The sequence below is a fragment of the Hyphomonas sp. genome, assembly GCF_041398385.1.
Taxonomy (GTDB): domain Bacteria; phylum Pseudomonadota; class Alphaproteobacteria; order Caulobacterales; family Hyphomonadaceae; genus Hyphomonas.
This window is the reverse complement of sequence record NZ_JAWKUW010000004.1, coordinates 336,810-361,672: the sequence shown is the minus strand read 5'-3', so window position 1 is coordinate 361,672 and position 24,863 is coordinate 336,810. Positions and strand designations below refer to the sequence as shown.

Here is a 24,863-nt window from a genome sequence, read left to right as displayed (position 1 = left end):
TCTGCCTGCCCGTTGTCCTAATGCGTCCAGGGCTGTTTCCGGTTTGCGTCGAAATTAGCACTGTAGGACTTAACAAGCCGCTTGCGTTCGCGGGCCGGTTCGACGCGGAAGGTGAGCCCTTCCTTCTTCGCGAATTCCACGGCCTCTTCCTGGGTTTCGAATTCGAGGCGCACCTGGCCGGATGTGTCGTCGATGCTGGTCCAGCCCATCAGCGGGTCTGCCGTGCGGTGGACATTTTCCTTAACGAATTCAAGTACCCAGGCCTTGGTCTTGCCACGGCCGGAGGTCATGGCGCTCTTGGCGGGTTTGTAGATCCGTGCGTGCATCTGCCTGCCCTTGTCGGCCGTTTCACGAGCGGCCTTTGAGAAACTGGTCGGAGCGATAGGATTCGAACCTACGACCCTCTGGTCCCAAACCAGATGCGCTACCAGACTGCGCTACGCTCCGGAGTCCCGGTGTAGTGAGTGCGCGGGGCAGTGCAAGCCCTTTTCGCGGCTCTTTGCAGTGGAGGGCAGTTACTTCCGCACCGGCCGCATGAGGCCTTCCTGAGCCACGCTGGCAACGAGCTGGCCATCCTGGGTGAAGATCGAGCCGCGGTTGAAGCTGCGCGCGCCGCCGGCATAGGGGCTGTCCATGGAATAGAGGTGCCATTCGTCGAACTTGAGCGGCGCATGGAACCACATGGCGTGGTCGAGGCTGGCGGCCATCAGCTCGCCGGTCATCCAGGAGACGCCGTGCGGCCGGTTGCCGGTGCCGAGCAGGGACATGTCGCTGGCATAGGCCATCAGGCAGTGATGCAGCCAGGGCGCCTCGTCGATCGGGCGGGCGACGCGGAACCACAGATTGTGGACATCGCTCGCCTTTTCCGGATTCAGCGGGTCGAGCGGCTCGATCTCGCGGATTTCGATGGGGCGCGGGCGCAGGAAATGGCCGCGATGGTGGGCCGGGAGCTTTTCAGCGAATTTCTGGCGCCATTCCAGCCGGTCGCCCAGCGTTTCGGGACCGGGCACGTCAGGCATTGTGTGCTGGTGGTGCCAGCCATCTTCGCGCACATGGAAGCTCGCCGCCATGTTGAAGATCTGCTTGCCGTGCTGGATGGCGACGACCCGGCGGGTGGTGAAGCTGCCGCCGTCGCGGGAATGGTCCACCTGGTAGATGATCGGGACTTTCGGGTCGCCGGGGCGGATGAAATAGGCGTGCAGCGAGTGGCAGGGCCGGTCTTCCGGCACGGTGCGGTAGGCGGCCACGAGGCTCTGCGAAATCACCTGACCGCCGAAGACGCGTTGGCTTTCCTCTTCGTCCGGGCTCTGGCCGCGGAAAAGGTCCAGTTCCAGTTGCTCGATGTCGAGCAGGTTCAGCAGGTCGCCGACCGGATCTGTCATGTTCAGCCTCCCATGGTGCAGTGCAGCGCTACCAGACCTGAACCGGGATGCAAAGCCTGACGGTGTGCAAGGCGGATCCGTGAAATTTCACCGATCAGGGAACGGGGGTGTTCACCTTAACAGCGTAGTGTCGCAGGTCGGTGCTGATGGCGCATGCGTGAGGTGTTGCAAGATGAATCCCCTGTCGAACCTGAAACAGGACATCAAGTTCCTGGTGGGCGGCATCAAGGTGATGATGTGGACGAAGGATGTGACCCCGGATACGGACATCCTCGTGCCGGACGAATTCGAGGCGGCGGTCGACAAGTATCGCAACCGCGTCGCCTTCCGCTTCGATGGAGAGCTGACCACCTATGCCGAGTTTGACGCAAGGGCGAACCGCTATGCCAATTGGGCGTTGGCTGAAGGACTGAATCCGGGCGAGGTGGTCGCGCTGCTGATGGAGAACCGGCCAGATTTTGCTGCGGCCTGGTTTGGCCTGTCGAAAGTCGGTGTCGTCAGCGCGCTGGTGAACACGAACCTCGAAGGCGAGGCGCTGGCGCATTGCCTCAATATTGTCGGCGCAAAGACGATTATTACCGGATCGGGCTTTGACCGCGCAATGCGCGGTGCCGTGCCGTACCTAAACTCTTTGCGCAAGGTCTGGTCGCTTTGCGGGTACCAGGCGGGTGATCTCGCACGGGCGCTCGCCTCTGCGTCGGATGCGCGCCCGGACCGCGGCGCGCGCGAGGCACTGCGCGGCGGCGATACATGTCTCTATGTCTATACATCCGGCACCACGGGGATGCCCAAGGCAGCGCGGATGACCCATTCGCGCGCTCGCACCATGATGCGGACCTTTATCGGCCCCATGGATGTGCATCCGCGTGACCGCGTGTATCTGACCCTGCCGCTCTATCACGCAACGGGCGGAATCGCCGGGCTTGGCGCAACGCTGATGGCGGGCGCGAGCGCGATCCTGCGGCGGAAGTTTTCGGCGAGCCGGTTCTGGGAGGACGCGGCTCGCGAGGGCGCAACGCTGTTCGTTTATATCGGGGAGCTCTGCCGGTATCTCGTCAATCAGCCGCCGGGGGAGTTCGACCGCACACACCGGATCCGGGCAGGCATCGGCAATGGCCTGCGCCCCGAGGTCTGGAGCCGGTTCATCGAACGCTTCGACATAAGCGAGCTCAAGGAATTCTATTCCTCCACCGAGGGGAATGTCAGCATGATGAATATTGACGGCCATCCGGGCGCGTGCGGCCGCATGCCTGACTGGATGAGCAAGCCTTTCCGCCACATCGCTTTCGTGAAGTCCGATATCGAGACAGAACAGCCGGTGCGTGATGCGGCAGGCCATTGCATCCGAGCCGGTGTGAACGAAGTGGGCGAAGTTCTGGGACGGATCGGCGCGGACAACCGCACGCGGTTCGACGGCTATACCGACGCGAAGGCGACGGACGGGAAGATCCTGCACGACGTGTTCGAAAAGGGAGACATGTGGTTCCGCACCGGCGACCTGATGCGCAGGGATGCGCGGGGCTATGTCTACTTCGTTGACCGGATCGGCGACACCTTCCGCTGGAAGGGCGAGAATGTCGCGACCAATGAAGTCGGCGAGGCGATGGCCCACATCAAGGGTGTTGAAACGGCGAACGTCTATGGCATCGCGGTGCCGGGGGCAGATGGGAAGGCCGGCATGGCCGCCATCACGGCAAACCAGGATCTCGACATTGCGGGCCTGCATCGCCTGCTGGCGGATCGTCTGCCGGGCTATGCGATCCCGGTTTTCCTCAGAGTGCAGAAGGAGGCGAACACGACCGGCACGCTCAAGTTCCGCAAGCTGGAACTGGTGCAGGAAGGGTTCGATCCGGCGGCCGTCAAGGATCCGCTCTATGTCTACAACGCCGATGCCGACGCGTATGAGCCGATGACGGAAGAGACCTATGAGAAAGTGCGTGCCGGCGGCATGCGCTTCTAGACGGCGCGACCCATGCGCTGTTCGAGGCGCGTGGAGAACCAGGAAATGATCCGGCGCCAGAGTTCATCCTTGAGGATGGCGCCTTCCACGTCATGATCGATCGACGGGTTGTCGTTGATCTCGATGATGACGACGCCCTTGTCGGTTTCCTTGAGGTCGACCCCGTAAAGACCGGCGCCGATCAGGCTGGCGGCGCGGACGGCCGCATCGACGACTTCAGGAGGTGCATCCTGAACGGCGAAAGTGGTGAAGCCGCCTTCGGTGGTCTTGCCGCCGGGGCCATGCTTCACGATCTGCCAGTGGCCGCGTGCCATTCGGTACTGACAGGCATAGAGCGGCTCGCCGTTCAGCACGCCGATGCGCCAATCGAATTTCGTCGGTACGAATTCCTGCGCGATGATCAGGGCCGTGTCGTCGAACATGCCCTTGGCGCCGGCCTTCAGTTCTTCCAGCGTCGTCGCCTTGACCATGTTGGAGCCGAAAGAGCCGTCCGGCGTCTTCAGGATCACGGGCGACCCGAGCCGGGCGAACACGGCTTCGAGATCGGACTTCTCGTCCAGAATCTCCGTGCGCGGAATGGGCAGGCCGGCTTTCTCCAGGATTTCCTTGAGGTAGACCTTGTTGGTGCACCGGATCATCGAATGGGTATCATCGATGACGGGCATGCCTTCCTGTTCGGCACGGCGGGCGAATTTGTAGGTGTAGTTGTCGATCTGCGTGGTTGCACGGATGAAGAGGGCATCGAATTCGGCGAGGCTGGTAAGGTCGGACGGGTCGATTGTTTCGACCTCCACGCCCATCTTGGCGGCGACATCCGCGAGCCGCTTGATGGAGGCCGGCTTCGATGGTGCGGTGTCGTCGTTCGGATCAACCAGCACGGCAAGAGCCCATTTGGCCGGGGCTTTCGATTTCGGCTCGCTGATCCGGCCGCTCGTGTAGTTCGCCATGGCGTTCAGGAAGAAGTCGCGGCGCTCGCCTTTCAGCTTCTGCGGCGGCACCATCCGCACCCGGCCAATGCCGTTGGGGGTTTCCGGGTCGAATTCGACCTCCAGCGCCGGCACGCGGAACCAGTCCGAAACCTCGCGGGCAAGCCGCTCATAACCCGGTACTTCGGGGCGGGAAAAGGCGACGAATAGGTTTTCGACCTCCGGGGCGCCCTTTGCGCGGGCTTCGCGCAGGCGTTCGCCAAGGTCGGGCAGGGCGTGGTTGTAGAGGCCCTTGGCTGAAAGTTCGACCATGGTCTGGACGCTGGGGCTGACCCGATGGCCGCGCGCTTCTGCCAGGAGCGAGGCGTAGTAGCCTTCGGACTGGTAGGCATAGGAGCGGCAGAGGTTCAGGATATAGGGGCGCCGACCGGCGAACAGGGCCGGCTTGGTGATGTAATCGGCGACCTTGAGCACCTTGTGAGGCGTTTCGGCCTGGGAAATGTCGCTGGCGGATTCGACCAGAATGACCCAATCGGTCATGTGTTGAGGCTCTCTTCAGGGGCGATGGATTTTTCCATGCGCACCGCTGTTTCTCCATCGGGATAGTAGCATTGCGACAGCGCCAATACTCGGAATCCGTACCGTTCGTAAAGATGAATTGCAGGTAAGTTTGACTGGCGCACTTCCAGCCGGGCAAGGGTGCATCCCCGCGCGGCGGCGTCGGCTTCTCCTCCGGCCATGAGGGCGCGGGCGAGTCCCTTGCCGCGCTGGGCCGGGGCGACGGTCAGGGAATAGAGCCGGGCGATCTTCGTTCCTTCACGGAAGAGGTAGACGGCAGCAGCAACCACGTCCTCGCCGTCCATCGCGACATAGGCGGCGGACCGGCCGCGGAGGAGGCGTCGCCAGGTGCGAACCGGAAAGCGGTCTTCCGGCGGAAAGCCCGCTTCGAGCGCGACCAAGGCTGGGATGTCGGCTTCCGTGGCGGGCCGGATCGTGGCGGTCACGTGCGGACCATGTCGTCGCGGTGGACTATGGCGGGCCGGCCGCGATAGCCGAGGATGGATTCGGTTTCTTCGCTCTGGCGGCCGGCGATGCGCTGGATCTCGGCGGCGGAGTAGGCGGTGACGCCCTTGGCGATCACCTTGCCGTCCGGCGCCTTGACGGCGACCGCGGCGCCTTTGTCGAAGCCGCCTTCGACGCCGGTGACGCCGACGGCGAGCAGGCTCGCGCCGCCTTTGAGGGCTTTGGCGGCGCCCTCATCGACGCGGATGAAGCCTTCCGGCTGGAGGTGCCCGGCAAGCCAGGCTTCGCGGGCGCGGGCAGGGGTTACGTGGGCAGCGATCAGGGTCGCGCGCGCGCCGTCTTCCAGGGCGAGCAGGGGGTGGTCGCGGTTGCCGAGGGTGATGACGGTGGAGCAGCCGGCGCCATGAGCGATGCGGGCGGCGGCGAGTTTGGTGACCATGCCGCCTGAGCCGACGCCGGCGGCGGTGTTCGCGCCAGTGGCCATCGCGTCGTGCTCGGGGGTCAGGGCGTCGAGCCGGTCGATGTGCTGCGCGTCGGGGTTTGAGCGGGGGTCCGCCGTGTAGAGGCCATCGATGTCTGAGAGGAGGACCAGGAGGTCGGCGCCCATCATCTGGGCTACACGGGCGGCAAGGCGGTCATTGTCGCCATAGCGGATTTCGTCGGTCGCGACCGTGTCGTTCTCGTTGATGACCGGAACGATGCCGGCTTCCAGCAGGGTTTCCAGCGTCGCGCGGGCGTTCAGCCAACGGCGACGGGTTTCGGTGTCCGACAGGGTCAGCAGGGCCTGGCCAACGGTAACGTCATGCGGCGCGAAGGCCTCTGCCAGGGCTGCCATGAGCCGCGGCTGGCCGATCGCAGCGGCGGCCTGCTTCTGGTCGAGCCGGGCCGTGCCGGCGGATCCGAGGGCCGCGCGGCCGAGCGCCACGGCGCCTGATGAGACGAGAATCACCTCCTGTCCGCGCTTGCGGCAGGCGGCGATGTCGGCGGCGAGACTGGCGAGCCAGGCATGGCGCGGCCGGCCGGACTCCGCCATCAGGGCAGAGCCGGTCTTCACGACGATGCGCTTTGCGCGGGTCAGGGCGTCAGCAGTCATGGCGCGCAGCGATACATGACTGTGCCGCCTGCCGGAAGGGGGAACGCGTTGACAAGGCGCCGCCTTGCCGCTCATTGGGGGCAAAAGAGGAGTTCCCATGCCGCAGTTCAACATGATCCTGCTGACCGAAGAGCAGGCCGTCGGCGCCGATATCCTTGAGCACACGGCTGGCACGCCGGCGCGCGAGGGCGGCGGCGATGAGACCTATCGCTGTGGCCGGTGCAAGACGACACTTCTGGTGGATGTAGCGCATCACGATGCGCATGGCGTGGTCGTCCGCTGCGGCAAGTGCGGCAGTCTCAATACCGAGCCACATCACCATCATCACTGATTGTCACAGCGGCGACCAGGAGTCGTCCGTGTCCGGATTGGCGGCGGCTTCCTCTTCGGCCTGCAGGCCGAGGTGGCGTGCGATCTCATAGAGTGCCTGCTTCACGCCTTCGCCGGTGACGCCGGAAATGAGCAGGGGTTTGCCCTTGTACGCCTTCTTCAGGAGCTTTGCCTGTTCGGCGACGAGTTCGGGCGTCAGGGCGTCGACCTTGTTGAGGCAGACGATTTCCGGACGTTCCGCGAGTTCCGGGTCGTAGGCCTTCAGTTCCTTGCGGATGGTGCGGTAGGCCTTGGCAGGGTCGTCCTGCGTACAGTCGATGAGGTGCAGCAGCACCTTGCAGCGCTCGACATGGCCGAGAAAGCGATGGCCGAGACCCGCGCCTTCCGCTGCGCCTTCGATAAGGCCCGGAATGTCGGCCAGCACGAAGCGTGAGCCGGGGCCGAGATCGACCACGCCGAGCCCCGGATGGAGCGTCGTGAACGGATAATCCGCAATCTTCGGATTGGCCGCCGTCACGGCTGACAGGAAGGTGGATTTGCCGGCATTTGGCAGGCCGATCAGGCCTGCGTCGGCAATCAGCTTGAGGCGCAGCCAGATCCACGCTTCCTCACCATCCTCGCCCGGATTGGCGCGGCGCGGGGCCTGGTTGGTCGAGGATTTGAAGCGGAGGTTGCCCCAGCCGCCATTGCCGCCCTGAGCCAGCAGGACGCGCTGGCCGACCTCTGTCAGGTCTGCGATCAGGGTTTCCCGGTCTTCCTCGAAGATCTGGGTGCCCACGGGCAGCTTGAGGACGACATCGTCACCTCTGGCGCCGGTGCGCTGTTTGCCCATGCCGTGGCCGCCGCGCTTCGCCTTGAAGTGCTGCTGGTAGCGGTAGTCGATCAGCGTATTGAGGCCCTCGACCGCCTCGGCCCAGACATCACCGCCCCGGCCGCCGTCACCGCCGTCAGGCCCGCCATATTCGACGTATTTCTCGCGCCGGAACGAGACGCAGCCAGAGCCGCCGCCGCCGGACTTGATGTAAACCTTGGCCTGATCGAGGAATTTCATGACAGTCTTCTATGCGTTTGGCGCTATCCACGCCATCTCCATGCACTCGACCCGCTCGTCGCGGCCGTAGCAGTAATGTTTCATCCGGCCTGCGGGCAGGAAGTCCAGCTTTGCCAGCACCCGGCCTGACCCGGGATTGTCAAGGAACCAGGCCGACGTCATCGCCCGGATGCCCCGTTTCCGGTTGAGCCAGTCGCGGAACGCCCGGGCCGCCTCGGTTGCAAGGCCTTGCCCCCATTCGTCCGGCGCCAGCCAGTAGCCGATGTCGAACGGGCCATGCACACCGTTTGGCCGCCCGCCGACCAGGCCGATGAGTTCGCCATCCTTTTCGACTGCAAAGCCGGCATATTCGCCGTTCTCTTCGCCATCGATGGATTTGCGGATGAAGGCTTCGGTCTCTTCCAGCGTCTGATTGGCCGGGATCCGGCCGACATTGCGGTGGATCCGCGGATCCGACACCAGCCTGTGGATCCTTGGCGCGTCGCTGATCAGCTTGCGCCTGAGAACCAGCCTGTCCGTCCTGATTTCTTCACTCATGGGTCTCCCCGTTGGCACGTCGGGAGGGAGGCATTGAAAAAGGGGAGACAGTGGCCTGCCTCCCCCTGGAAACTGATCGTCTGAGCGATCCGGCCACGTTCCCGCGGCCGCGCTGTCAGCCGCTATTCTGCTGCGTCTGCGACCGGTACAATATTCACGAAAACGCGGCCCTTGGCCTTCTTCGCGAATTCAACCTTGCCCTCGGTAAGCGCAAAGAGGGTGTGGTCGCGGCCCATGCCGACGCCTTTGCCCGGCCACTTCTGGGTGCCGCGCTGACGCACGAGGATGTTGCCGGGGAGCACGTGCTCGCCGCCATACTTCTTCACGCCGAGATACTTCGGATTCGAATCGCGGCCGTTACGGGACGAACCACCTGATTTCTTGTGTGCCATATCTGGCTCCTGATCCTTTAGCGGGTGGCCTTATACAAGCCTTATGCGTCTTTTGCGAGTTCTTTTGCCTGATCGACCCAGCCGTCCTTGGCGAAGCGGCCGGCGAGGCTCAGCTGCTCTTCCAGGTCTGCGATCTGGGCGTCGGTGAGGGCGGCGATCTGGGCGAAGGTGGTGATGCCTGCGCCGTTCAGCTTCTTCTCGAGCGCCGGGCCGATGCCGGTCAGCTTCTTGAGGTTGTCGGCAGCGCCTTCTGCAGCCGGTGCAGCAGCTGCGGCCGGAGCGGCGGCTTCAGCCTTCGGGGCGTCGTCCTTCTTGGCAGCAGCTTTCTTCGCCGGCTTCTTGGCGCCGTCGGCGCTGATTCCGGTGATTTTCACCACGGTGAGGTGCTGCTTGTGGCCGATGGTGCGGCGGTAGGTCTGGCGCTGGCGCTTCTTGCGCGTGATGACCTTGTCACCACGGGTGTGTTCAGCGATTTCGCCCATTACAGCGGCGCCGGCCACCACGGGCGCGCCAACCGTAACATTTGCGCCTTCGCCCAGCATGAGAACGGTGTCGAACACGACGTCCTTGCCGGCTTCGGCATTCAGCTTTTCGACAACAATCGTGTCGCCTTCGGCGACCTTGTATTGCTTGCCACCTGTCTTGATGACCGCGAACATGGGTCTCATCCTTCCGGCATGGAAATAAACGGGATATGCGCGGAACCGTCGCCGGCTCCGCGCCTGAAGCGGGGGGTAAACACTAAAGGCGAGCCGCTGTCAAATGTCATCTTCAGGCGATTTCAGGTGGTTGAATATCGTGCGCAGTCATTATAGGACACGGCGCTTCAACACCGGCGCGGAGAGGTGCTAGAGTGGTTGAATAGGCTAGTCTCGAAAACTAGTGAACTCGCAAGGGTTCCGAGGGTTCGAATCCCTCTCTCTCCGCCAGCCACACCCCCAATCTGAGAAAAGTACCGTCACCTCCGCGCAAAGCCCCACACACCGAGGGCTTTGGCACTGGGGCTGCGTCTCCGTTTCCGGAACAGGGGAGATTTCGCGCCGGAAATCTGCCGCCGTCTCCAATCGCCAAATGCAACAGTACGGCATTGTCAGAGGAAATCGGTTTGGTATGATATTGACGCCGGTTGTTTTTCGTCGCTCGCCTCCGCACTGTAGCTGCATCAAGCTTGTTCGCCCGAAATTAGGGTGACAAGGCGGGAAGAGACAGCCAGATCTAGTTCTTCTGACAATGCCTTCTTGAGGGCGGCCATCCCCTGTACCGGAAGGGAAGGCAGGAAATCGCCGAAAGCAGACATTCGGATCAATATCATGACCTTACATCATGAATGCAAGTTGGATGATCTCGGGTGACGTCTTGAAGTAGCGGAACGGGTTCTTGGCCATTTTCCTAGATTAAATGCCAGCATTGGTCACCTCCAGGTCGTTTGCCCTGACAATACCTGCCGGCTCGACATGAGGGGCAGCGATCCGTTGGTTTTCTCCATGTCACACGCAACTGGGCTTTGTATCGCGTCACTATGGGCAATGGGCAGCAAACCGGCTTTGCCTGCTAAAAGCATGATCAAGCTGCAGGTTTGGGTAGGTTCGATGTCTGGCGTTCCGGAAGCAGAACTCAGTTTGCATGCAATCCGTACGTCCTGGCTGAGCGTAATTGGATGATAGGAAGTAGTTGCTATGGTATTCATACGCGCCTTGATCACCGTCGTTCTAGTGTGGGGAGCGATCATGACGTCTGCAGCGCATGCGGCCGAAGAGCCGCCACACACCGTGACATTCTCAGCTGGATCCATCGAGATCCGCGAGTACCAGCCGATGATCCTGGCCGAGGTGGAAGTGTCCGGAGACATGGCGGCTGCCGGCAACCGCGGCTTTCGTCCGTTGGCGGGTTTCATCTTCGGCGACAACCAGAAACCCGGCGAGGCTTCCAGTGCAGACATTGCTATGACCGCGCCGGTCATTCAGTCACGCTCGGAAAAGATCGCAATGACCTCTCCCGTTACCCAGGAACGGTCTGACGGTGAGACCTGGCGCGTTGCGTTCGTCATGCCGCCGGAATGGTCGATGGAGACATTGCCGCAGCCCAATGATGCCCGCATTGAGCTGCGGCAATTACCTGCCCGTCGCATGGCAGCAATTCGCTTCTCTGGTGGCCCAAGTGAAAAGAGATTCCAGAAGAAAGCGAAAGAGCTTTCAGACTTCCTGTCACAGCAGGGTTACGAGATTATCGGTGAGCCAATCTATGCCCGATACAATCCGCCATGGATCCCGACCTTCCTGAGACGGAACGAGGTGATGATCGAGATCGCGCGCTGACGAACAATTGGCGATTACGATTCTGTCGATAAAATATTTTCCTGCTGAAGAATAGTACGGCATTGTCAGAGGGGTGGTGTCAGACTAACTCGAACCCGTCTCCGTTTTCGCGAACGAGCAGGCCTCAGGCCGCAACCAACTCGCGCCATTCGAGAAGAGCGGCGTCGCGTAGCGATTTGAATCTCGCACTGTTCTCGATATTCTTTTGGTCATTAAAGTGGTTGTACACAGACGAATGGATTGAAGCGAATTTCTGGAGACTTCGCATGCGCCGAAAACGGGACATAGCTCGCTCCCGCCTTCGAAATGGCAAGTGTGAATTCTCAGCGCGATTGTTGAGATACCGGCCAGTCTCCTGGCGGCCCTCGTTCCCGATCACTTTCATGGCCGCCCGATATGAAGGACATTTATCCGTCACGGTATTGTCGGGGCAAACGGCCTTGAGGCACAGAGCTGAGGCGGTTAGCCTCGCGAAATGGCCAAGAACCCGTTTCGCTATTTCAAGACGTCACCCGAAATCATTCAACTGGGCGTGCTGATGTATGTCCGATTCCCGCTGTCTTTGCGGAATGTCGAAGACCTTCTTCACGAACGCGGGATCGATATCTGCCATGAAAGCGTCAGGCTCTGGGTCGACCGGTTTGGCTCATACTTCGCACACAAGATCCGGAAAAGGCGTTCAGAAGCGATGCGGCAGAGTCCGCAATGGCAGTGGCACTTGGATGAGGTTTTCGTGAAGATCCGTGGGCAGACTCATTATCTTTGGCGCGCTGTCGATCATGAAGGTGAAGTCTTGGAATCTTACGTTACAAAGACCCGGGACAAGGCTTCTGCATTGAAATTCCTTAAGAAAGCTATGAGGCGGTATGGAAATCCACATGTCGTGGTGACGGACAAATGTCCATCATATCGGGCGGCCATGAAAGTGATCGGGAGCGAAGGTCGCCAGGAAACTGGCCGGCATCTCAACAATCGCGCCGAGAATTCTCACTTACCGTTCCGAAGGCGAGAGCGGGCGATGTCCCGCTTCCGGCGCATGCGAAGTTTGCAAAAGTTCGTCTCAGTTCATTCGTCAGTGTACAATCACTTCAACTTCGAAAGGCACATCAACACCAGAATCCGGTTCAAACAGAAACGCGACGCCGCTCTTCGCGAACGGCGCGACCTTCTCGTCGCCTAGGACCTGCTCATTCGAGAATAATGGAGACTGGTTCGAGTTTGTCTGACAGCGCCAATTCATGAGAAAAACCATGAAGCGGTACGCTAATCCTCAGATAGTGGTGACCGACAGACTTCACTCATATGGTGCTGCAATGCGCGAAATTGGCAATGCTCACCGCCAGGAAACTGGGCGCCATCTCAATAACCGTGCCGAGAATTCACACCTACCGTTCCGGCGAAGGGAACGGGCGATGTCGCGGTTCCGACGCATGCGAAGTCTTCAGAAGTTTGCTTCAATTCATTCCTCAGTACACAATCACTTCAATCATCAAAGGAACATCGAGAGTAGGGCTAGGTTCAAATCGCTACGTGACGCTGCTCTTCTCGAATGGCGCGAGTTGGTCGTTGTCTGAGACCTGCTCGTCCGCGAAAAACAGAGACGGGTTCGAATTCGTCTGACAGCACCCATAAGACCAGACGTGGTCCTTGTGAGTTGGTCTCAGTCTGATGCACGAGCCGTCATGCAGCCAGAGATTGTCACGTTTTCACTCAGGCGATTTTCGCCTGACGGGCGGGTTGCCGAGCGTCTGGGCCGGGATCGACATTTCGACGGCGAAGCCTGACGGTTCGGTTGCGCCATAGTCTATCTGCGCGTCTGTGCCATAGGTGGATACAAGGCGCTGTTTCACGTTCAGAAGGCCGATGCCCTGGGTTTTTTCCATCGTGGCGACCGGGTCTGGCATTTGTCCCGATCCGTCATCGCGAACCTTGAGCAGAAGGCGATCGTCCGCCAGCGTCGCATTCAAGCTGATTGTCGTAGGCTTCACGCTCCGGCTGACCGCGAACTTCACGCTGTTCTCGAACAGCGGCTGCAGCAGGAGGCTGGGTACGGCGACATCGCGGGCGTTGTCGTCGATCTCGAAGGTGATGTGTAACCTGTCCCCGAACCTCACTTTCTCGATGCCAAGATAGAGTTCGAGAGTTTCCAGTTCGTCTTGCAGCGTGTGCTTGATTTCGTCGGAATGGTCGAGTGTGACCCGCAGATAATTGCCGATCCGCGCCAGCATGTCGGTTGCACCATTCGTATCGCCCTTCCGCACAAGCGATGAGACGGAGTTCAGCGCGTTGAACAGGAAATGTGGATTGAGTTGGTACTTCAGCATACGTAGCTGTGTATCACGGAACAGCTTTTCCGCTTCGAGGCGTTTGAGCGTTTCGCGCTGGGCAACCTCCTTCGCACGAAGAGCCGTGTTTTGCGCATCGACCGCCAACTGATGCTCGACGATCCAGTGGCGATAGTATTTCAGCGCGTGATAGCAGAAGCTCCAGGCGCCGAAGACGATCACCGAGGCAAACATCCAGCCGCCCCAGTCGGAGAGCGGAATGTTTTCCCCCGTTAGCCACATGAAAGTGTACAGCCGGAGCAGTGTCCAGACGAGCGAGGCGGCCATGACAGCTGCGCCATTTATCAGCGTGCGGGACAGGAGAGGCCTGTTCCACGTTCCCGAAGCGACCCACCGCAAGGGATGGCTGACGAAGACGCCAAGCACGGACTGCAGGATCGTATGCAGCACGGGTATAAGCTGTCCGGGATTGTACCAGACAGTCAGGCTAAGATAGCTCAGCAGCGCCATGGCCATCCAGCCGCTGATCTGGAATAGCCAGTATTGCCGGGCATCCGGTTGCATGCCCATGCCCAGAGTCTTGAACATGGATCGGGGAGAGTCGATAGCAGTCATGGAAACATGTGACGGCCAAAAGCGCTTCCAGATCAACCTCATGTTTGCTGTAAAAAATAGTTATTTGGCTGCCGAAGCGAGAAGGAAACCCGTTCGAGATGCTCAGGACGATTGTTTGCGATGACGAAGCCCCGGCCCTGGAGCTGATCGAAAGCATGCTTCGTGACACGGGTGAGGTGTCCATTGAGGGCGCCTACCTTTCGATTCTGGATGCTATAGATCGCATCAATGCTGGCGGGATCGATCTCGCAGTGCTCGATGTCGAAATGCCTGAACTGACAGGCGTTGAGGCATCGGAGAGGATCCTCGCCTATCCAAAGCCGCTCATCGTTTTTGCCACTGCACATCCTGAATATGCTGTCGAGGCATTCGGCATCGACGCAATCGATTATGTACTAAAGCCTTTTGACCGCCACCGTATTGCCAAAGCGGTCGAAAAGGCGATCCGGTTGCATACCCTGATAGAGGAGAGTGAGCAGGAAGTGCAGGACGAAGGAGAGGACAGCCGCGCCGATCCGCCGGCCATGCTGAGGATCAGGGATGCAGGCCGCTACTACTTCATCCCTCATGGTGATGTGCTGTGGATCGAGGCGGCGGGCGATTATTCGCTCCTGCACACGCGCGAGAAGGAAGCGGCGATCCGGCGCACTATCAAGTCGCTCGAAAACGATTTGCCGGAAGAGCGCTTTGTCCGTGTACATCGTTCGTCGATTGTCTCTGTGGAGCACATCCGGGAAATCCGCATGTTACACAAGGGTGAGGCCCAGATCATCCTTACAGATGATACGATCGTTCGCTCTAGTCGCAGCTATAGGGAGGTCATCCAGAAACTCATAGATGATCTGTAGGGTCCCTGTTCCCGACAGGCTCCTTTCTCCCGTTTACCGCAGGAATTGGACCGTCCGGCGCATCCCATGTTGCTGCCGGTATGGAGTTCGCCCGACAATGCCCTAAAACAGCTGTTCAAATCTGAACTGCCGGGAGGAAAACGTTGAGGGCAATATCACACTTCCTGTGTGCGGCGGCGCTGATCGCGCTGCCGGTATGTGCGGGCACGCCGGTGGCTGCGGAGCAGGCACCCGTCCAGGATCGCGTGGAGAGCCTGCTCTTGCGCATGACGCTGGACGAAAAAATAGGACAGCTCACCCAGTTTTCAAATGTCGGAGACACGACCGGCCCGCTGCCGGACGATGAGAGCTCTCGCAGTATCCATTCTCCCAAGGCGAACCGGGTTCGATATAAGCGCCTTCACGCCGATCCGGCCAAGCCACTCCGCAGGGCCGTGGCGATGAACTCGGGGCCATTGTCGGAACGGATATGCTCCGGCGGGCCATGATGCACGAACAGTTCGCCCAGCGTGTCTAGGACATCGCGGGAGCGAGTTTGCGGTCTTCGACACGAATGGCGAGGCATTCGCGAGTGAACTCATCAATCACACAGCATGCGGAACACCTTGCCGTCATGCGTGGTCCTGAACGAAGTCATAGGACCAGACATGGCCCTTGTGCATCGGCCTCAGCCGGATGCAGGAGCCGTCATTCAGCCAGAGACGGCCTCTTGGTTGTTTCATTGGCACTTTCAGCCCTTCACGCCGCCAGATGCGATACACCCGCTTCTCGCGTTCACATGCCAGCCATCCCGTCTCAGCAGGGCCGTGATCCGGCGGTAGCCATACCGGCCGAACCGTTCAGCCAGGGCGATGATGATGCCGCTGTCAGCACATCCTCGTCCTGGCGTGGCACACGCGGCTTGCGCTGGGTGGAACGGTGCTGGCCGATCACGCGTAGGCCCGGCGCTCGTTGCGCCGAGTGTCTCCACCACATGATCGACCGCTCGCGCTTGCGAAAGGCTCAGAACTTTCCTTGATGACTTCCTGCAGGATCTGGTTGTCGAGGTCAGATCAGAATGGCAGCGACGCAGCCGCGCATTCTCCTTCGATCTCCTTCAGCCGTTTGGCCTGGCCAACCTGCAGCCCGCCATACCCTGCGCCACCGATAGTGTCTGTTCCGTCACCCCGATCGAACGCACGGCCTGACCCGTCGTCTCACCCCGCGCGAGGCGGACCTCCACCTCCCGCAGCTTCGCTATGATCTCTTCAGGCGTTGATCTCTTGCCCATGTCTCAGCTCCATATCTGAAGCCGGAACTAACTCAAATAATGGACCACTTTCGTGGGGGCAGACCACGCCGACGGGGATCATTGTCGAGCGGGAACGCCTCGACAAATTCGGTCGGCCGCTGCTCGGCGCTACGACAAAGCCAAAGCTTGGCCTGTCCGGTAAGAATTATGGCCGGGTGGTTTATGAAGGGCTCAAAGGCGGGCTCGATTTCATGAAGGACGACGAGAACATAAATTCTCAACCTTTCATGCACTGGCGTGACCGGTTTCTCTACGTGATGGAAGCCGTCAACAAGGCTACGGCGGAGACCGGTGAGATCAAGGGACACTATCTCAACATTACGGCTGGAACGATGGAGGAGATGTACCGGCGGGCAGAACTTGCAAAGGAACTTGGTTCCGTCATCGTGATGATTGACCTCATTATCGGGTATACGGCTATCCAGTCGATCTCCGAGTGGTGCCGGCAGAATGACATGATCCTGCATCTCCACCGCGCGGGCCATGGAACCTACACGAGGCAAAAGAACCACGGTGTGTCTTTCCGCGTGATCGCAAAGTGGATGCGGCTCGCGGGGGTTGATCATATTCATGCCGGCACAGCTGTCGGAAAGCTCGAAGGTGACCCACTGACTGTGCAGGGCTATTACAATGTCTGCCGTGAGCTGAAGAATGAGGTCGACCTGGAGCGCGGCATATTCTTCGAACAGGACTGGGCGGACATGAAGAAAGTCATGCCCGTTGCGTCAGGGGGTATCCACGCCGGCCAGATGCACCAGCTCCTCGATCTCTTCGGCGACGATGTCGTGCTTCAGTTTGGAGGAGGCACGATTGGACATCCAATGGGGATCCAGGCCGGCGCAACAGCAAACAGGGTGGCGCTCGAAGCCATGGTGCTGGCCCGGAACGAGGGGCGGGATATTGCTGAAGAGGGGCCAGAAATCCTCCGCAGCGCGGCCAAATGGTGCAAGCCCTTGGCGGCTGCACTCGATACCTGGGGCAATATCACATTCAACTACACATCGACGGACACATCGGACTTTGTTCCGACGCCATCGACCGCGAATTAGGGAGCGATCAGTATGCGTATCACGCAAGGAGCCTTTTCTTTCCTGCCCGACCTGACCGACGATCAGATCTCAAAGCAGGTGGAGTATTGCCTTGATCGCGAATGGGCGATCGGGATCGAGCATTCGGACGATCCGCACCCGAGGAACACCTATTGGGAAATGTGGGGCAATCCGATGTTCGACCTCAAAGACCCCAAAGGCGTTATGATCGAACTGCAAGAATGCCGGCAGGCGTTTCCGGACAGCTATATCCGGCTCAACGCCTTCGACAATTCGAGAGGCGTCGAGTCAGTTGTTCTCAGCTTCATTGTGAACCGTCCCAAGATTGAGCCAAAGATTGCAATGATGCGCACCGAGCGCAACGGACGGTCCATTGGTTACACGCACATGGTTCGGCCCGTAGGACAATAGCCGGCGAGCTTGCTGCGCGTATGTCGGGCGTTATCGGATTGGAGCAGGCAACGTGAATGAAGCAACCACCTCGGGCGAGGACCAGGTTGAAAGCTTCGACCTGTTTGCGGAATATCAGGCATCTGGTGTTCGCGATATTCTGGATGAACTTGACCGCGAACTGATTGGTCTGAAGCCGGTAAAATCAAGAATTCGGGATATCGCGGCATTTCTCATGGTTGAGCGTGCACGCAAGGCGATGGGGCTGGCGCAAGCGACGCCGACCTTGCACATGAGTTTCACGGGAAACCCGGGCACCGGCAAGACGACTGTTGCATTGAAGATGGCCAGTCTGCTCCACCGGCTTGGATATGTGCGTAAGGGGCATCTCGTCTCGGTGACACGGGATGACCTGGTTGGTCAGTATATCGGCCACACCGCACCCAAGACGAAAGAGGTGCTGAAGAAGGCCATGGGTGGCGTCCTCTTCATAGATGAGGCCTATTATCTGTACCGGCCAGAAAACGAGCGTGACTATGGCCAGGAGGCGATCGAAATTCTCCTGCAGGTGATGGAGAACAACCGCGACGATCTGGTGGTTATCCTTGCTGGGTATGCAGATCGGATGGATCGCTTTTTTGAGAGCAATCCCGGCTTTCGATCCCGCATCGCTCATCACATCGAATTTCCGGACTATACGGATGCGGAGCTTCTGGAGATCGCGAAGCATATTGCTGATGAGCAGAACTACACCCTGTCCGGGAAGGCAGAAGAAGCGATGATCGAATATATTGCCTTGCGTCGCCAGCAGCCGCATTTTGCGAATGCGCGTTCCATACGCAATGCCTTCGACAGAGCACGATTGCGTCAGGCCAGCAGGGTGTTTGAAACGGCTAAGGGGCCTGTTGGTCGTGAAGCCCTCGCGACGTTGGAGGAAGCCGACTTCCGGGCCAGCCGTGTGTTTCGTGGCGGGCTCGACAGCGATCGGACATTGGCGACATCCGTTGAGACGAGGAAACAGACATGACCTTTGACCGTTCCATAAAAATCGCGCCCTCCATCCTCTCTGCCGATTTTGCGAATTTGGGCGCTGAGATTGCGGCGATTGAAAATCAGGGCTGTGACTGGGTTCATGTCGATGTGATGGATGGTCATTTTGTGCCGAACCTGACAATCGGTCCGGTCGTATGCAAGGCGATCCGCAAGCACATTTCTACGATCATGGATGTGCATCTTATGATCCAGCCGGCAGATCCGTTTCTTGCCGAATTCGCGGCTGCGGGGGCGGACATAATTACCGTTCATGAAGAGGCTGGCCCTCATCTGGATCGTTCGCTTCAGGCCATTCGCGATCTTGGGTGCAAGGCCGGTGTCTCGCTCAATCCATCCACGCCTCCGGAACGTCTGGAGTATGTGTTGGACAGGGTCGACCTGGTGCTCGTGATGAGCGTCAATCCGGGGTTTGGCGGACAGGCCTTTATCCCATCTCAAGTCGACAAGATCCGCAAGCTGAGATCCATGATCGGGGACCGGCCCATTCATATCGAAGTCGATGGTGGCATTTCTCCAAAGACAGCGCCTCTGGTCGCTGCGGCGGGAGCGGATGTGCTGGTGGCGGGGTCCGCGGTGTTCGGGGGTGGGTCATTTGAAAAGCCGGCTCGATATGGCGAGAACATCCGCGCGATACGTGAAGCCGCCCTTGGTGCCGTGCCTGCTTAATGAAAGTCCCGGCTGCGGGGGATAACGCGGACGTTTCGCGGGTGGCGGGCACCGGGATGAGCTGCCTGCTTTCCTCTGTGATCATGCGTCGGCCGGGCGACTTCGTCAGGTCTTGCCAGAATGCCGCTCAGGGGATCCCGCAAGGCGTCTTCCGAAAGCAGAGAAAGGTCACCCGTGCAATCGATCAGTTGGTCGACGACAATGTGGGTGACATTGTCTGCCGTCTGGACGTGGCCGACAACCAGAATAATCCGTGAGCGCATTACGACAGGACGAAACCGCTCAAGCACGCGCGGCCAGACCACAAGATTTGCGATCCCGGTTTCATCTTCGAGGGTAATGAACACGACGCCACTGGCTGTGCCTGGGCGCTGGCGCACGAGGACAAGCCCGGAAGTTCTAATACGCACACCATCAGGCTGCCGGACAGCTTCGGCTGTGGTCAGTGCGCCACGAGCCGTATGCACATCCCGCAGGAAGTGCATGGGGTGACCACCGAGCGACAACCGGGTGGCCTGATAGTCCTGTAAGATATGTTCCGAGGGAGGGGGCTGTGGCAGGTCCACATCTGCCTCGGTTCCCTGTTCTGCTGCGTCGGCGGCGGCAAAAAGGGGGAGTGTGTGGCCCAGCGCATTGCCACGCACCTGCCAGAGCGCATCGCGGCGGGACAGGCCCATTGAGCGGAAGGCGTCAGCGGCGGCGAGACGTTCCAGGATGGCGCGGGCGAGGCCTGTGCGGCGTATGAGGGTGTCGGGGGTCTTATAACCCGGACCGCGAAGACTCATGAGACATTCCATGTCGGTTTTGGCAAGGCCATCTACTTGCCGGAAGCCAAGGCGGACGGCGAACCGCCCCTCATCTACCTCGGCGGGTTCAAGGGTGTTGTCCCAATCGGAATGGTTCACGTCCACAGGGCGGAGTTCGACACCGTGTTCCTGCGCGTCGCGTGTGATCTGAGCTGGCGCATAGAAGCCCATGGGCTGGCTGTTGAGGAGCGCTGCGCAGAAAACGTCCGGGTGATGGCATTTGATCCAGGAGGAGACATAGACCAGCAGGGCGAATGAGGCTGCATGGCTTTCGGGAAAGCCGTATTCGCCAAATCCCTTTATCTGATTGAAGCAGTCTGCCGCGAAGGCCGGATCATAGCCACGCTCTATCAGCCGCGAGACCAGCATCCCTTCATAATGGTGGATGGTGCCGAGATTTCGGAAGGTCGCCATGGCCCGGCGCAGGCCATTGGCTTCATCGGGTGTGAATTTTGCCGCATCAATCGCGATCTGCATGGCCTGTTCCTGAAACAGGGGCACGCCGAGAGTCCGCTCAAGGATGGACTGCAATTCATCCGCAGGGCCTTTGTCAGGCGATGGGCTTGGAAAGCTCACCGCTTCGAGGCCTTTCCGACGGCGCAGATAAGGGTGCACCATATTGCCCTGGATCGGCCCCGGCCGGACGATGGCAACTTCGATGACCAGGTCATAAAAGGAGCGCGGCCTCAGGCGCGGGAGCATTGCCATCTGGGCCCGGCTCTCAACCTGGAATACACCAATGCTGTCTGCCCTGCAGAGCATGTCGTAAGTTTGTGTGTCGTCCTGCGGAATGCTCGCAAGTGTCTGGCTTATTCCCTTGTGAACTTTGAGCAGGTCGAAGCTTTTGCGAATGCAGGTTAGCATGCCGAGTGCGAGCACATCGACCTTCATGATACCAAGCGCGCTGATGTCGTCCTTGTCCCATTCAATGAAGGTGCGCTCGTCCATGGCTGCATTTCCAATCGGGACGGTCTCTGTGAGCGGCCTGCGGGTGAGGACAAAGCCGCCGACATGCTGGGAAAGATGTCGTGGAAAGCCGATCAGTTCGCGCGTCAGCCTGATGGCGCGGCGGATATGCGGGTTTGCCGGATCGAGGCCGGCTTCGGCAATGCGCTTGTCAGGCATGGCATCGTTCCAGCTCCCCCAGACACCATTGGCGAGCGCGCCGGAAATGTCCTCGCTGAGCCCGAGCGCCTTGCACACTTCGCGCACGGCAGAGCGTGAACGGTAGGAAATGACCGTCGCCGTGAGGGCTGCCCGGTCCCGTCCGTATCGGTCGTACACATATTGAATGACCTCTTCACGCCGTTCGTGCTCGAAGTCGACATCAATGTCCGGTGGCTCTTTTCTCTCCTTTGACAGGAAGCGGGCGAAGAGGAGTTTGGTTAGAGTGGGGTCCACGCTGGTAATGCCGAGGCAGTAGCAGACAGCGGAGTTGGCGGCCGATCCACGCCCCTGGCAGAGAATGTTCTTGCTGCGCGCCCAGGCGACGATGTCATGCACGGTCAGGAAATAGGGGGCGTAAGACAGTTCTCCGATGAGGTCGAGTTCTTCGCGGATCTGCCGGGAGACCTTCTCCGGAACGCCTTTGGGATAACGTGCATCTGCGCCTTTCCATGCGAGATATTCCAGATGCTCCTGCGGGGTGGAGCCGGGAGGCACGGGCTCGTCTGGATATTCATATGCGAGCTCATCGAGGCTGAAGCAGCAGCGATCGGCAATCTCGACTGTGCGTTCGACCGCTGCCTCAAAACCTTTGAACAGGCGGGCCATCTCATCCGGACTTTTCAGGTGGCGCTCGGCATTTGCCTCGAGACGGAAGCCGGCCGTCTCGATGGTGCAGTGCTCGCGGATACAGGTCAGCACGTCCTGGAGAGGGCGGCGGTCAGGGATGTGGTAGAGAGCATCGTTTGTAGCAACCAGCGGTGCGCCTGTGCGGATGGAGATATCCTCGAGGCGCGCAATCCGTTCAAGGTTGCGTCCGGCATAGGTATAACGCGCGGCAAGATAGGTGCGTCCCGGTGCGGCCTGGGTGAAGGTGCTGAGAGTTTCCTCGAATTCTGGATCCGGATTCGAGGGGGGGATGACAATCATCACCTGGCCTTCACTCGCCGAAATGAGATCGGCGAGTTCCAGATAACACTCGCCTTTTTTTGCGCGCATCTTCCCGCACGTGAGGAGTTGGGAAAGGCGGCCATAGGCGGCCCGGTCCATGGGATAGACCAGCACGTCCGGTCCGCTGACCGGCACGATACGTGCGCCGACAAGCAGGCGCAGGCCGATGGCTTTTGCCGCAGTATGCGCCCGCACCACTCCGGCAAGCGTATTCCGGTCTGCTACGCCAATCGCTTCGAGGCCAAGTTCCGCAGCGCGCAGGACCAGTTCGGCCCCATGGCTTGCTCCGCGCAGGAAGGAAAAATTGGTAGTGACGGCGAGTTCGGCGAAACGGTTCATGCGAACATCCCCTGGACGAACCAGTCAGGCCCGCTGCCGCGTCCGTCGCCATAGAGGCCTTCGCGGAAGACCCAGTAGCGCCGTCCACCCTCGTCTTCGACACGATAATAGTCCCGTGTGCGGGGAAGGGTGGAGGCTCTTCCATTGGCGGGGGACAGGTAGGTCCACCATTCCGGTGCGATCCGTTCGGGTCCGTCGGCGCGCACGACCCGCCGTACGACCCGGCGCCAGACAAAACGGAGAGGCGGTCCGTCCGGCACCTCGGCGATGACCTCGATCCGTTCGGGCCGGGAAAGCATACGGACCGGACGCAGGCCGGACTGGATGTCAGGTGCGGAAGCGCCTTCCGGTATTTTTCCGGCAAAGGCGCGTTGCTCTTCTGATGCGTCAGGGGGATGACGCGCCTCCGGAGAGGTGAATGTGACGATCCCTTCGCCAAGTCGCGCATTGATCTTGTCTGCCAGTGCCGCCAGAGCGATTTCGTCTATTGCGACCGGAGCGATATCGTCCCCAAGCGGGCGGCTGCCACTTTCCATGGGGCCGGTCCGCAGGGCCTCCAGCAGAAGAAGGTCAATGCCAAAACCGGGATCTATGCGCTCGATCCGTTCCCGGAAGAGGCGCAGGACATGTGCCGGGTCGCGGACAGGCCGGGCGGCGTTGACATGCAGGCTGCAGACCTCTCCGTCAGAGCGGAATGCGTGGAAGCCAAAGCATTGCGCGCCCAGCCCGGAGCGGGCCAGTTGTGCGCACAGTTCATCTGTCAGCCGGCTAAGGCCTGCGCTTATGCCCGGCGCATCGGTGAGCGGCTCCGGACAGGGCAGGCGGGCCGTATACTCCGGAGGCGCGCGCAGGGGTAGGATCGGGGCCGGACGCAGACCAAGTGCCTGGTCGAGTCGTAGGCCGACGGCTTCGGCGGCCTGCCGTGAATGGAACCGGCGCGCCAGGGCCTTCCGATCGATACCGTAAAGCTGGCCGATCCGGGTAAGGCCGAACCGGCGTAGCAGGGCTTCGGTCGTATCGGAGAGGCGTAAGCCCCTGACAGGCAAGTCTGCCAGTCCTTCGGCATCGGTTCCCGGCGGTTGAATCACGGGGGCATTGTCTCCTGCTGCCGTCCGGGCGAAGGCGTGAGCAGCGCCGGGCGTGCCGGCAAAGGCGATGCGGTGGGCATAGCCAGTCCGGGTCAGACGTGTGGAGAGACTGGCGGCCATATCCGCCTCGCCATCGAACAGATGATCGCATCCCGTCGTTTCGAGGATGAGGCCGTCCTCTCCGTCAAAGCCGACCAGAGGAGAAAACCGGACCATCCATGCCGCAAGCCCTGCCAGCGCCATGTGGTCACCTTGCCGGTCGAGTTCCTCTGCCTGCAGGTCCGGCAATGTGGCACGGGCATCGGTGAGGCTGAGGCCGGGGTGGATGCCGTTCGCCTGTGCGGGCAGGTTGGCGACGGCAACGACAAGTCCGTGAGCGGATTTTTCATAGAGAACAAAGGGTTTCAGGTCAGCCGGCTTTTCGCTGGGGAGGCGGGCTGTTGTTGCCCCGCGACGGGCGCGCCGTAGCCGATCCAGCGACCATTCCGGAAACCATACCGAGAGATAACGTCTCATCATTCCACTCAAGATCAAAAACCCGCCCGGCCTCTTCAGGGGCGATACGACATCGCTCGAGTACGGCACGGCAGCGGGATGCGCCGGGAGCGTGCGGATCATAGCGGTTCGGGGCGGAAGGGCGGGGAGACACACGCCAGCGCGTTGCGGCGGCGGTTGCCCCTTCGCAACGGTGCGGCAGCAGCAGGGTCACAGGAACGCCATGCTTCTCGGAAGCAAGGGCAAGGCGCCGCGTGGCAGTAAAATCCGCCTCTTCGACTTCGGCAATCACATGATGGACGGCGCCGGACATGATGGCTTCCTCGGCAGCCCAGAGTGCCTCTGACCCATGGCGGGTGACGACCGAAAAGCGGCGCATCCTGTCTGCTGTCAGCTCACGCAGAGCCCTTTCCGGAACATGGCCCAGATCATGGACAAGGCTGGTCTGGCTGATCCACAGGCAGATGGTGCTTTTGGCCGGCTGGGTGGCCGTCAGAATGAAGCCTGTTGCCGCGGCACGGTCGCCATAGGCCGCCTCCGCAACCTCGTGCACACCGCTTCTGCCCAGCCCGAATGGGAAGTCAGCGGGTCGTGACCGGACGGCCCTTGCGTGCCTGAGGAGGCCGCTGGCTTTGAGCATGGCAAGATCCATATGTTCTCTTTTTGTTCTTTTCCGGGGCGGAGTCAATGCCCTCGTGATCATTCGGGCCTGAGGATGGGCCGCCTGCGACGGAACGCCGACCGGCATTTGACCGATCTCAAGTTTGAGGGGCTGGGCCCATCTATCCTGACACAGTGTAGCGTTTCTTCTGCC

Annotated in this window: 21 protein-coding genes, 2 tRNA genes and 4 pseudogenes; 11 read left to right on the top strand and 16 right to left on the bottom strand. The window is 60.4% G+C overall.

From position 1 onward, the window contains the following. Nucleotides 1–17 precede the first annotated feature (17 nt). The 3 genes from R3C13_RS10815 to R3C13_RS10805 form a co-directional block, all read right to left on the bottom strand. The gene (locus R3C13_RS10815) at nucleotides 18–326 is read right to left on the bottom strand and encodes an ETC complex I subunit (protein ID WP_371310825.1); all 309 of its coding nucleotides are present in this window, start codon (nucleotides 324–326) and stop codon (nucleotides 18–20) included. A gap of 44 nt (nucleotides 327–370) precedes the next feature. After that, a tRNA-Pro gene (locus R3C13_RS10810) sits at nucleotides 371–447 on the bottom strand. A gap of 68 nt (nucleotides 448–515) precedes the next feature. Beyond that, a complete protein-coding gene (locus R3C13_RS10805) occupies nucleotides 516–1,382 on the bottom strand; it encodes an acyl-CoA thioesterase (RefSeq protein ID WP_371310824.1) in 867 nt (288 codons plus the stop codon). Between the two features lie 172 nt (nucleotides 1,383–1,554). On the opposite strand from R3C13_RS10805, the gene R3C13_RS10800 reads away from it, so the two are divergent. Then, entirely contained in the window at nucleotides 1,555–3,342 is a 1,788-nt protein-coding gene (locus tag R3C13_RS10800) for a long-chain-acyl-CoA synthetase (RefSeq protein ID WP_371310823.1), read from the top strand. Here the strand turns inward: R3C13_RS10800 and R3C13_RS10795 are convergent. Genes R3C13_RS10795 through proB form a run of 3 tightly spaced genes read right to left on the bottom strand, consistent with a single transcriptional unit; the run spans nucleotide 3,339 to nucleotide 6,393 of the window. After that, nucleotides 3,339–4,808, bottom strand: a complete 1,470-nt coding sequence (locus R3C13_RS10795; RefSeq protein WP_371310822.1) for a RimK family protein — start codon at nucleotides 4,806–4,808, stop codon at nucleotides 3,339–3,341. The two genes, R3C13_RS10800 and R3C13_RS10795, sit on opposite strands and share 4 nt — an antisense overlap. Then, nucleotides 4,805–5,272, bottom strand: coding sequence for an N-acetyltransferase family protein (locus R3C13_RS10790; RefSeq protein WP_371310821.1), 468 nt, complete (start codon nucleotides 5,270–5,272; stop codon nucleotides 4,805–4,807). The genes R3C13_RS10795 and R3C13_RS10790 overlap by 4 nt, the downstream gene beginning before the upstream one ends. Continuing rightward, nucleotides 5,269–6,393, bottom strand: a complete 1,125-nt coding sequence (gene proB, locus R3C13_RS10785) for a glutamate 5-kinase (protein ID WP_371310835.1) — start codon at nucleotides 6,391–6,393, stop codon at nucleotides 5,269–5,271. The genes R3C13_RS10790 and proB overlap by 4 nt, the downstream gene beginning before the upstream one ends. Nucleotides 6,394–6,481: 88 nt before the next feature. Between proB and R3C13_RS10780 the strand changes: the two genes are divergently transcribed. Further along, nucleotides 6,482–6,715, top strand: coding sequence for a hypothetical protein (locus tag R3C13_RS10780; RefSeq protein WP_371310820.1), 234 nt, complete (start codon nucleotides 6,482–6,484; stop codon nucleotides 6,713–6,715). Between the two features lie 3 nt (nucleotides 6,716–6,718). Here R3C13_RS10780 and obgE read toward each other — a convergent pair whose 3' ends face one another. The 4 genes from obgE to R3C13_RS10760 form a co-directional block, all read right to left on the bottom strand. Continuing rightward, entirely contained in the window at nucleotides 6,719–7,765 is a 1,047-nt protein-coding gene (obgE, locus tag R3C13_RS10775) for a GTPase ObgE (RefSeq protein ID WP_371310819.1), read from the bottom strand. A gap of 9 nt (nucleotides 7,766–7,774) precedes the next feature. Next, on the bottom strand, nucleotides 7,775–8,302 hold the full coding sequence (locus R3C13_RS10770; RefSeq protein ID WP_371310818.1) for a GNAT family N-acetyltransferase: 528 nt from the start codon (nucleotides 8,300–8,302) through the stop codon (nucleotides 7,775–7,777). A 122-nt stretch (nucleotides 8,303–8,424) separates the two neighbouring features. Beyond that, nucleotides 8,425–8,694, bottom strand: a complete 270-nt coding sequence (rpmA, locus tag R3C13_RS10765) for a 50S ribosomal protein L27 (RefSeq protein ID WP_371310817.1) — start codon at nucleotides 8,692–8,694, stop codon at nucleotides 8,425–8,427. Between the two features lie 41 nt (nucleotides 8,695–8,735). Further along, nucleotides 8,736–9,353, bottom strand: coding sequence for a 50S ribosomal protein L21 (locus R3C13_RS10760; RefSeq protein ID WP_371310816.1), 618 nt, complete (start codon nucleotides 9,351–9,353; stop codon nucleotides 8,736–8,738). 180 nt (nucleotides 9,354–9,533) lie between these two features. Between R3C13_RS10760 and R3C13_RS10755 the strand changes: the two genes are divergently transcribed. Both R3C13_RS10755 and R3C13_RS10750 read left to right on the top strand, forming a co-directional pair. Then, a tRNA-Ser gene (locus tag R3C13_RS10755) sits at nucleotides 9,534–9,623 on the top strand. A 747-nt stretch (nucleotides 9,624–10,370) separates the two neighbouring features. Beyond that, nucleotides 10,371–11,009, top strand: a complete 639-nt coding sequence (locus R3C13_RS10750; RefSeq protein WP_371310815.1) for a heme-binding protein — start codon at nucleotides 10,371–10,373, stop codon at nucleotides 11,007–11,009. Nucleotides 11,010–11,133: 124 nt separating this feature from the next. Here R3C13_RS10750 and R3C13_RS10745 read toward each other — a convergent pair. Beyond that, nucleotides 11,134–11,439 (bottom strand): annotated as a pseudogene (locus tag R3C13_RS10745) (DDE-type integrase/transposase/recombinase); the annotation flags it as partial. 45 nt (nucleotides 11,440–11,484) lie between these two features. On the opposite strand from R3C13_RS10745, the gene R3C13_RS10740 reads away from it, so the two are divergent. Then, the gene (locus tag R3C13_RS10740) at nucleotides 11,485–12,189 is read left to right on the top strand and encodes an IS6 family transposase (protein ID WP_371310814.1); all 705 of its coding nucleotides are present in this window, start codon (nucleotides 11,485–11,487) and stop codon (nucleotides 12,187–12,189) included. 52 nt (nucleotides 12,190–12,241) lie between these two features. After that, nucleotides 12,242–12,583, top strand: a pseudogene (locus R3C13_RS10735) (DDE-type integrase/transposase/recombinase); the annotation flags it as partial. Between the two features lie 132 nt (nucleotides 12,584–12,715). Here R3C13_RS10735 and R3C13_RS10730 read toward each other — a convergent pair. Beyond that, nucleotides 12,716–13,909, bottom strand: coding sequence for a sensor histidine kinase (locus R3C13_RS10730; RefSeq protein WP_371310813.1), 1,194 nt, complete (start codon nucleotides 13,907–13,909; stop codon nucleotides 12,716–12,718). A 98-nt stretch (nucleotides 13,910–14,007) separates the two neighbouring features. On the opposite strand from R3C13_RS10730, the gene R3C13_RS10725 reads away from it, so the two are divergent. After that, nucleotides 14,008–14,757, top strand: a complete 750-nt coding sequence (locus tag R3C13_RS10725) for a LytR/AlgR family response regulator transcription factor (RefSeq protein ID WP_371310812.1) — start codon at nucleotides 14,008–14,010, stop codon at nucleotides 14,755–14,757. Between the two features lie 348 nt (nucleotides 14,758–15,105). On the opposite strand, the pseudogene R3C13_RS10720 reads toward R3C13_RS10725, so the two are convergent. Then, nucleotides 15,106–16,027 (bottom strand): annotated as a pseudogene (locus R3C13_RS10720) (IS3 family transposase); the annotation flags it as partial. A gap of 68 nt (nucleotides 16,028–16,095) precedes the next feature. On the opposite strand from R3C13_RS10720, the pseudogene R3C13_RS10715 reads away from it, so the two are divergent. The 4 genes and pseudogenes from R3C13_RS10715 to rpe all read left to right on the top strand — a co-directional run. Further along, nucleotides 16,096–17,097, top strand: a pseudogene (locus tag R3C13_RS10715) (ribulose-bisphosphate carboxylase large subunit); the annotation flags it as partial. Between the two features lie 12 nt (nucleotides 17,098–17,109). After that, a complete protein-coding gene (locus tag R3C13_RS10710) occupies nucleotides 17,110–17,508 on the top strand; it encodes a ribulose bisphosphate carboxylase small subunit (RefSeq protein ID WP_371310811.1) in 399 nt (132 codons plus the stop codon). Nucleotides 17,509–17,560: 52 nt separating this feature from the next. Beyond that, nucleotides 17,561–18,514, top strand: a complete 954-nt coding sequence (cbbX, locus tag R3C13_RS10705) for a CbbX protein (RefSeq protein WP_371310810.1) — start codon at nucleotides 17,561–17,563, stop codon at nucleotides 18,512–18,514. After that, nucleotides 18,511–19,206, top strand: a complete 696-nt coding sequence (rpe, locus tag R3C13_RS10700) for a ribulose-phosphate 3-epimerase (RefSeq protein WP_371310809.1) — start codon at nucleotides 18,511–18,513, stop codon at nucleotides 19,204–19,206. Before cbbX ends, rpe begins: the two co-directional genes overlap by 4 nt. Here rpe and R3C13_RS10695 read toward each other — a convergent pair. The 3 genes from R3C13_RS10695 to R3C13_RS10685 are packed head-to-tail and all read right to left on the bottom strand — an operon-like array spanning nucleotide 19,203 to nucleotide 24,602. Continuing rightward, on the bottom strand, nucleotides 19,203–22,466 hold the full coding sequence (locus R3C13_RS10695; protein ID WP_371310808.1) for an error-prone DNA polymerase: 3,264 nt from the start codon (nucleotides 22,464–22,466) through the stop codon (nucleotides 19,203–19,205). The genes rpe and R3C13_RS10695 overlap by 4 nt on opposite strands. After that, nucleotides 22,463–24,070: a DNA polymerase Y family protein gene (locus R3C13_RS10690; protein WP_371310807.1), complete on the bottom strand. Its 1,608-nt coding sequence runs from the start codon at nucleotides 24,068–24,070 to the stop codon at nucleotides 22,463–22,465. Before R3C13_RS10690 ends, R3C13_RS10695 begins: the two co-directional genes overlap by 4 nt. Further along, nucleotides 23,964–24,602, bottom strand: coding sequence for an ImuA family protein (locus R3C13_RS10685; protein ID WP_371310806.1), 639 nt, complete (start codon nucleotides 24,600–24,602; stop codon nucleotides 23,964–23,966). Before R3C13_RS10685 ends, R3C13_RS10690 begins: the two co-directional genes overlap by 107 nt. Nucleotides 24,603–24,863 lie beyond the last annotated feature (261 nt).

What these genes read in the sequence shown, in the direction of transcription:
- R3C13_RS10750 (WP_371310815.1), top strand. Translation starts at nt 10,371, where the DNA reads ATGGTATTCATACGCGCCTTGATCACCGTCGTTCTAGTGTGGGGAGCG.
- R3C13_RS10730 (WP_371310813.1), bottom strand. Translation starts at nt 13,909, where the DNA reads ATGACTGCTATCGACTCTCCCCGATCCATGTTCAAGACTCTGGGCATG.
- R3C13_RS10805 (WP_371310824.1), bottom strand. Translation starts at nt 1,382, where the DNA reads ATGACAGATCCGGTCGGCGACCTGCTGAACCTGCTCGACATCGAGCAA.
- R3C13_RS10770 (WP_371310818.1), bottom strand. Translation starts at nt 8,302, where the DNA reads ATGAGTGAAGAAATCAGGACGGACAGGCTGGTTCTCAGGCGCAAGCTG.
- obgE (WP_371310819.1), bottom strand. Translation starts at nt 7,765, where the DNA reads ATGAAATTCCTCGATCAGGCCAAGGTTTACATCAAGTCCGGCGGCGGC.
- R3C13_RS10780 (WP_371310820.1), top strand. Translation starts at nt 6,482, where the DNA reads ATGCCGCAGTTCAACATGATCCTGCTGACCGAAGAGCAGGCCGTCGGC.
- R3C13_RS10815 (WP_371310825.1), bottom strand. Translation starts at nt 326, where the DNA reads ATGCACGCACGGATCTACAAACCCGCCAAGAGCGCCATGACCTCCGGC.
- R3C13_RS10725 (WP_371310812.1), top strand. Translation starts at nt 14,008, where the DNA reads ATGCTCAGGACGATTGTTTGCGATGACGAAGCCCCGGCCCTGGAGCTG.
- R3C13_RS10710 (WP_371310811.1), top strand. Translation starts at nt 17,110, where the DNA reads ATGCGTATCACGCAAGGAGCCTTTTCTTTCCTGCCCGACCTGACCGAC.
- rpmA (WP_371310817.1), bottom strand. Translation starts at nt 8,694, where the DNA reads ATGGCACACAAGAAATCAGGTGGTTCGTCCCGTAACGGCCGCGATTCG.
- R3C13_RS10690 (WP_371310807.1), bottom strand. Translation starts at nt 24,070, where the DNA reads ATGAGACGTTATCTCTCGGTATGGTTTCCGGAATGGTCGCTGGATCGG.
- R3C13_RS10695 (WP_371310808.1), bottom strand. Translation starts at nt 22,466, where the DNA reads ATGAACCGTTTCGCCGAACTCGCCGTCACTACCAATTTTTCCTTCCTG.
- R3C13_RS10795 (WP_371310822.1), bottom strand. Translation starts at nt 4,808, where the DNA reads ATGACCGATTGGGTCATTCTGGTCGAATCCGCCAGCGACATTTCCCAG.
- rpe (WP_371310809.1), top strand. Translation starts at nt 18,511, where the DNA reads ATGACCTTTGACCGTTCCATAAAAATCGCGCCCTCCATCCTCTCTGCC.
- R3C13_RS10800 (WP_371310823.1), top strand. Translation starts at nt 1,555, where the DNA reads ATGAATCCCCTGTCGAACCTGAAACAGGACATCAAGTTCCTGGTGGGC.
- R3C13_RS10760 (WP_371310816.1), bottom strand. Translation starts at nt 9,353, where the DNA reads ATGTTCGCGGTCATCAAGACAGGTGGCAAGCAATACAAGGTCGCCGAA.
- R3C13_RS10740 (WP_371310814.1), top strand. Translation starts at nt 11,485, where the DNA reads ATGGCCAAGAACCCGTTTCGCTATTTCAAGACGTCACCCGAAATCATT.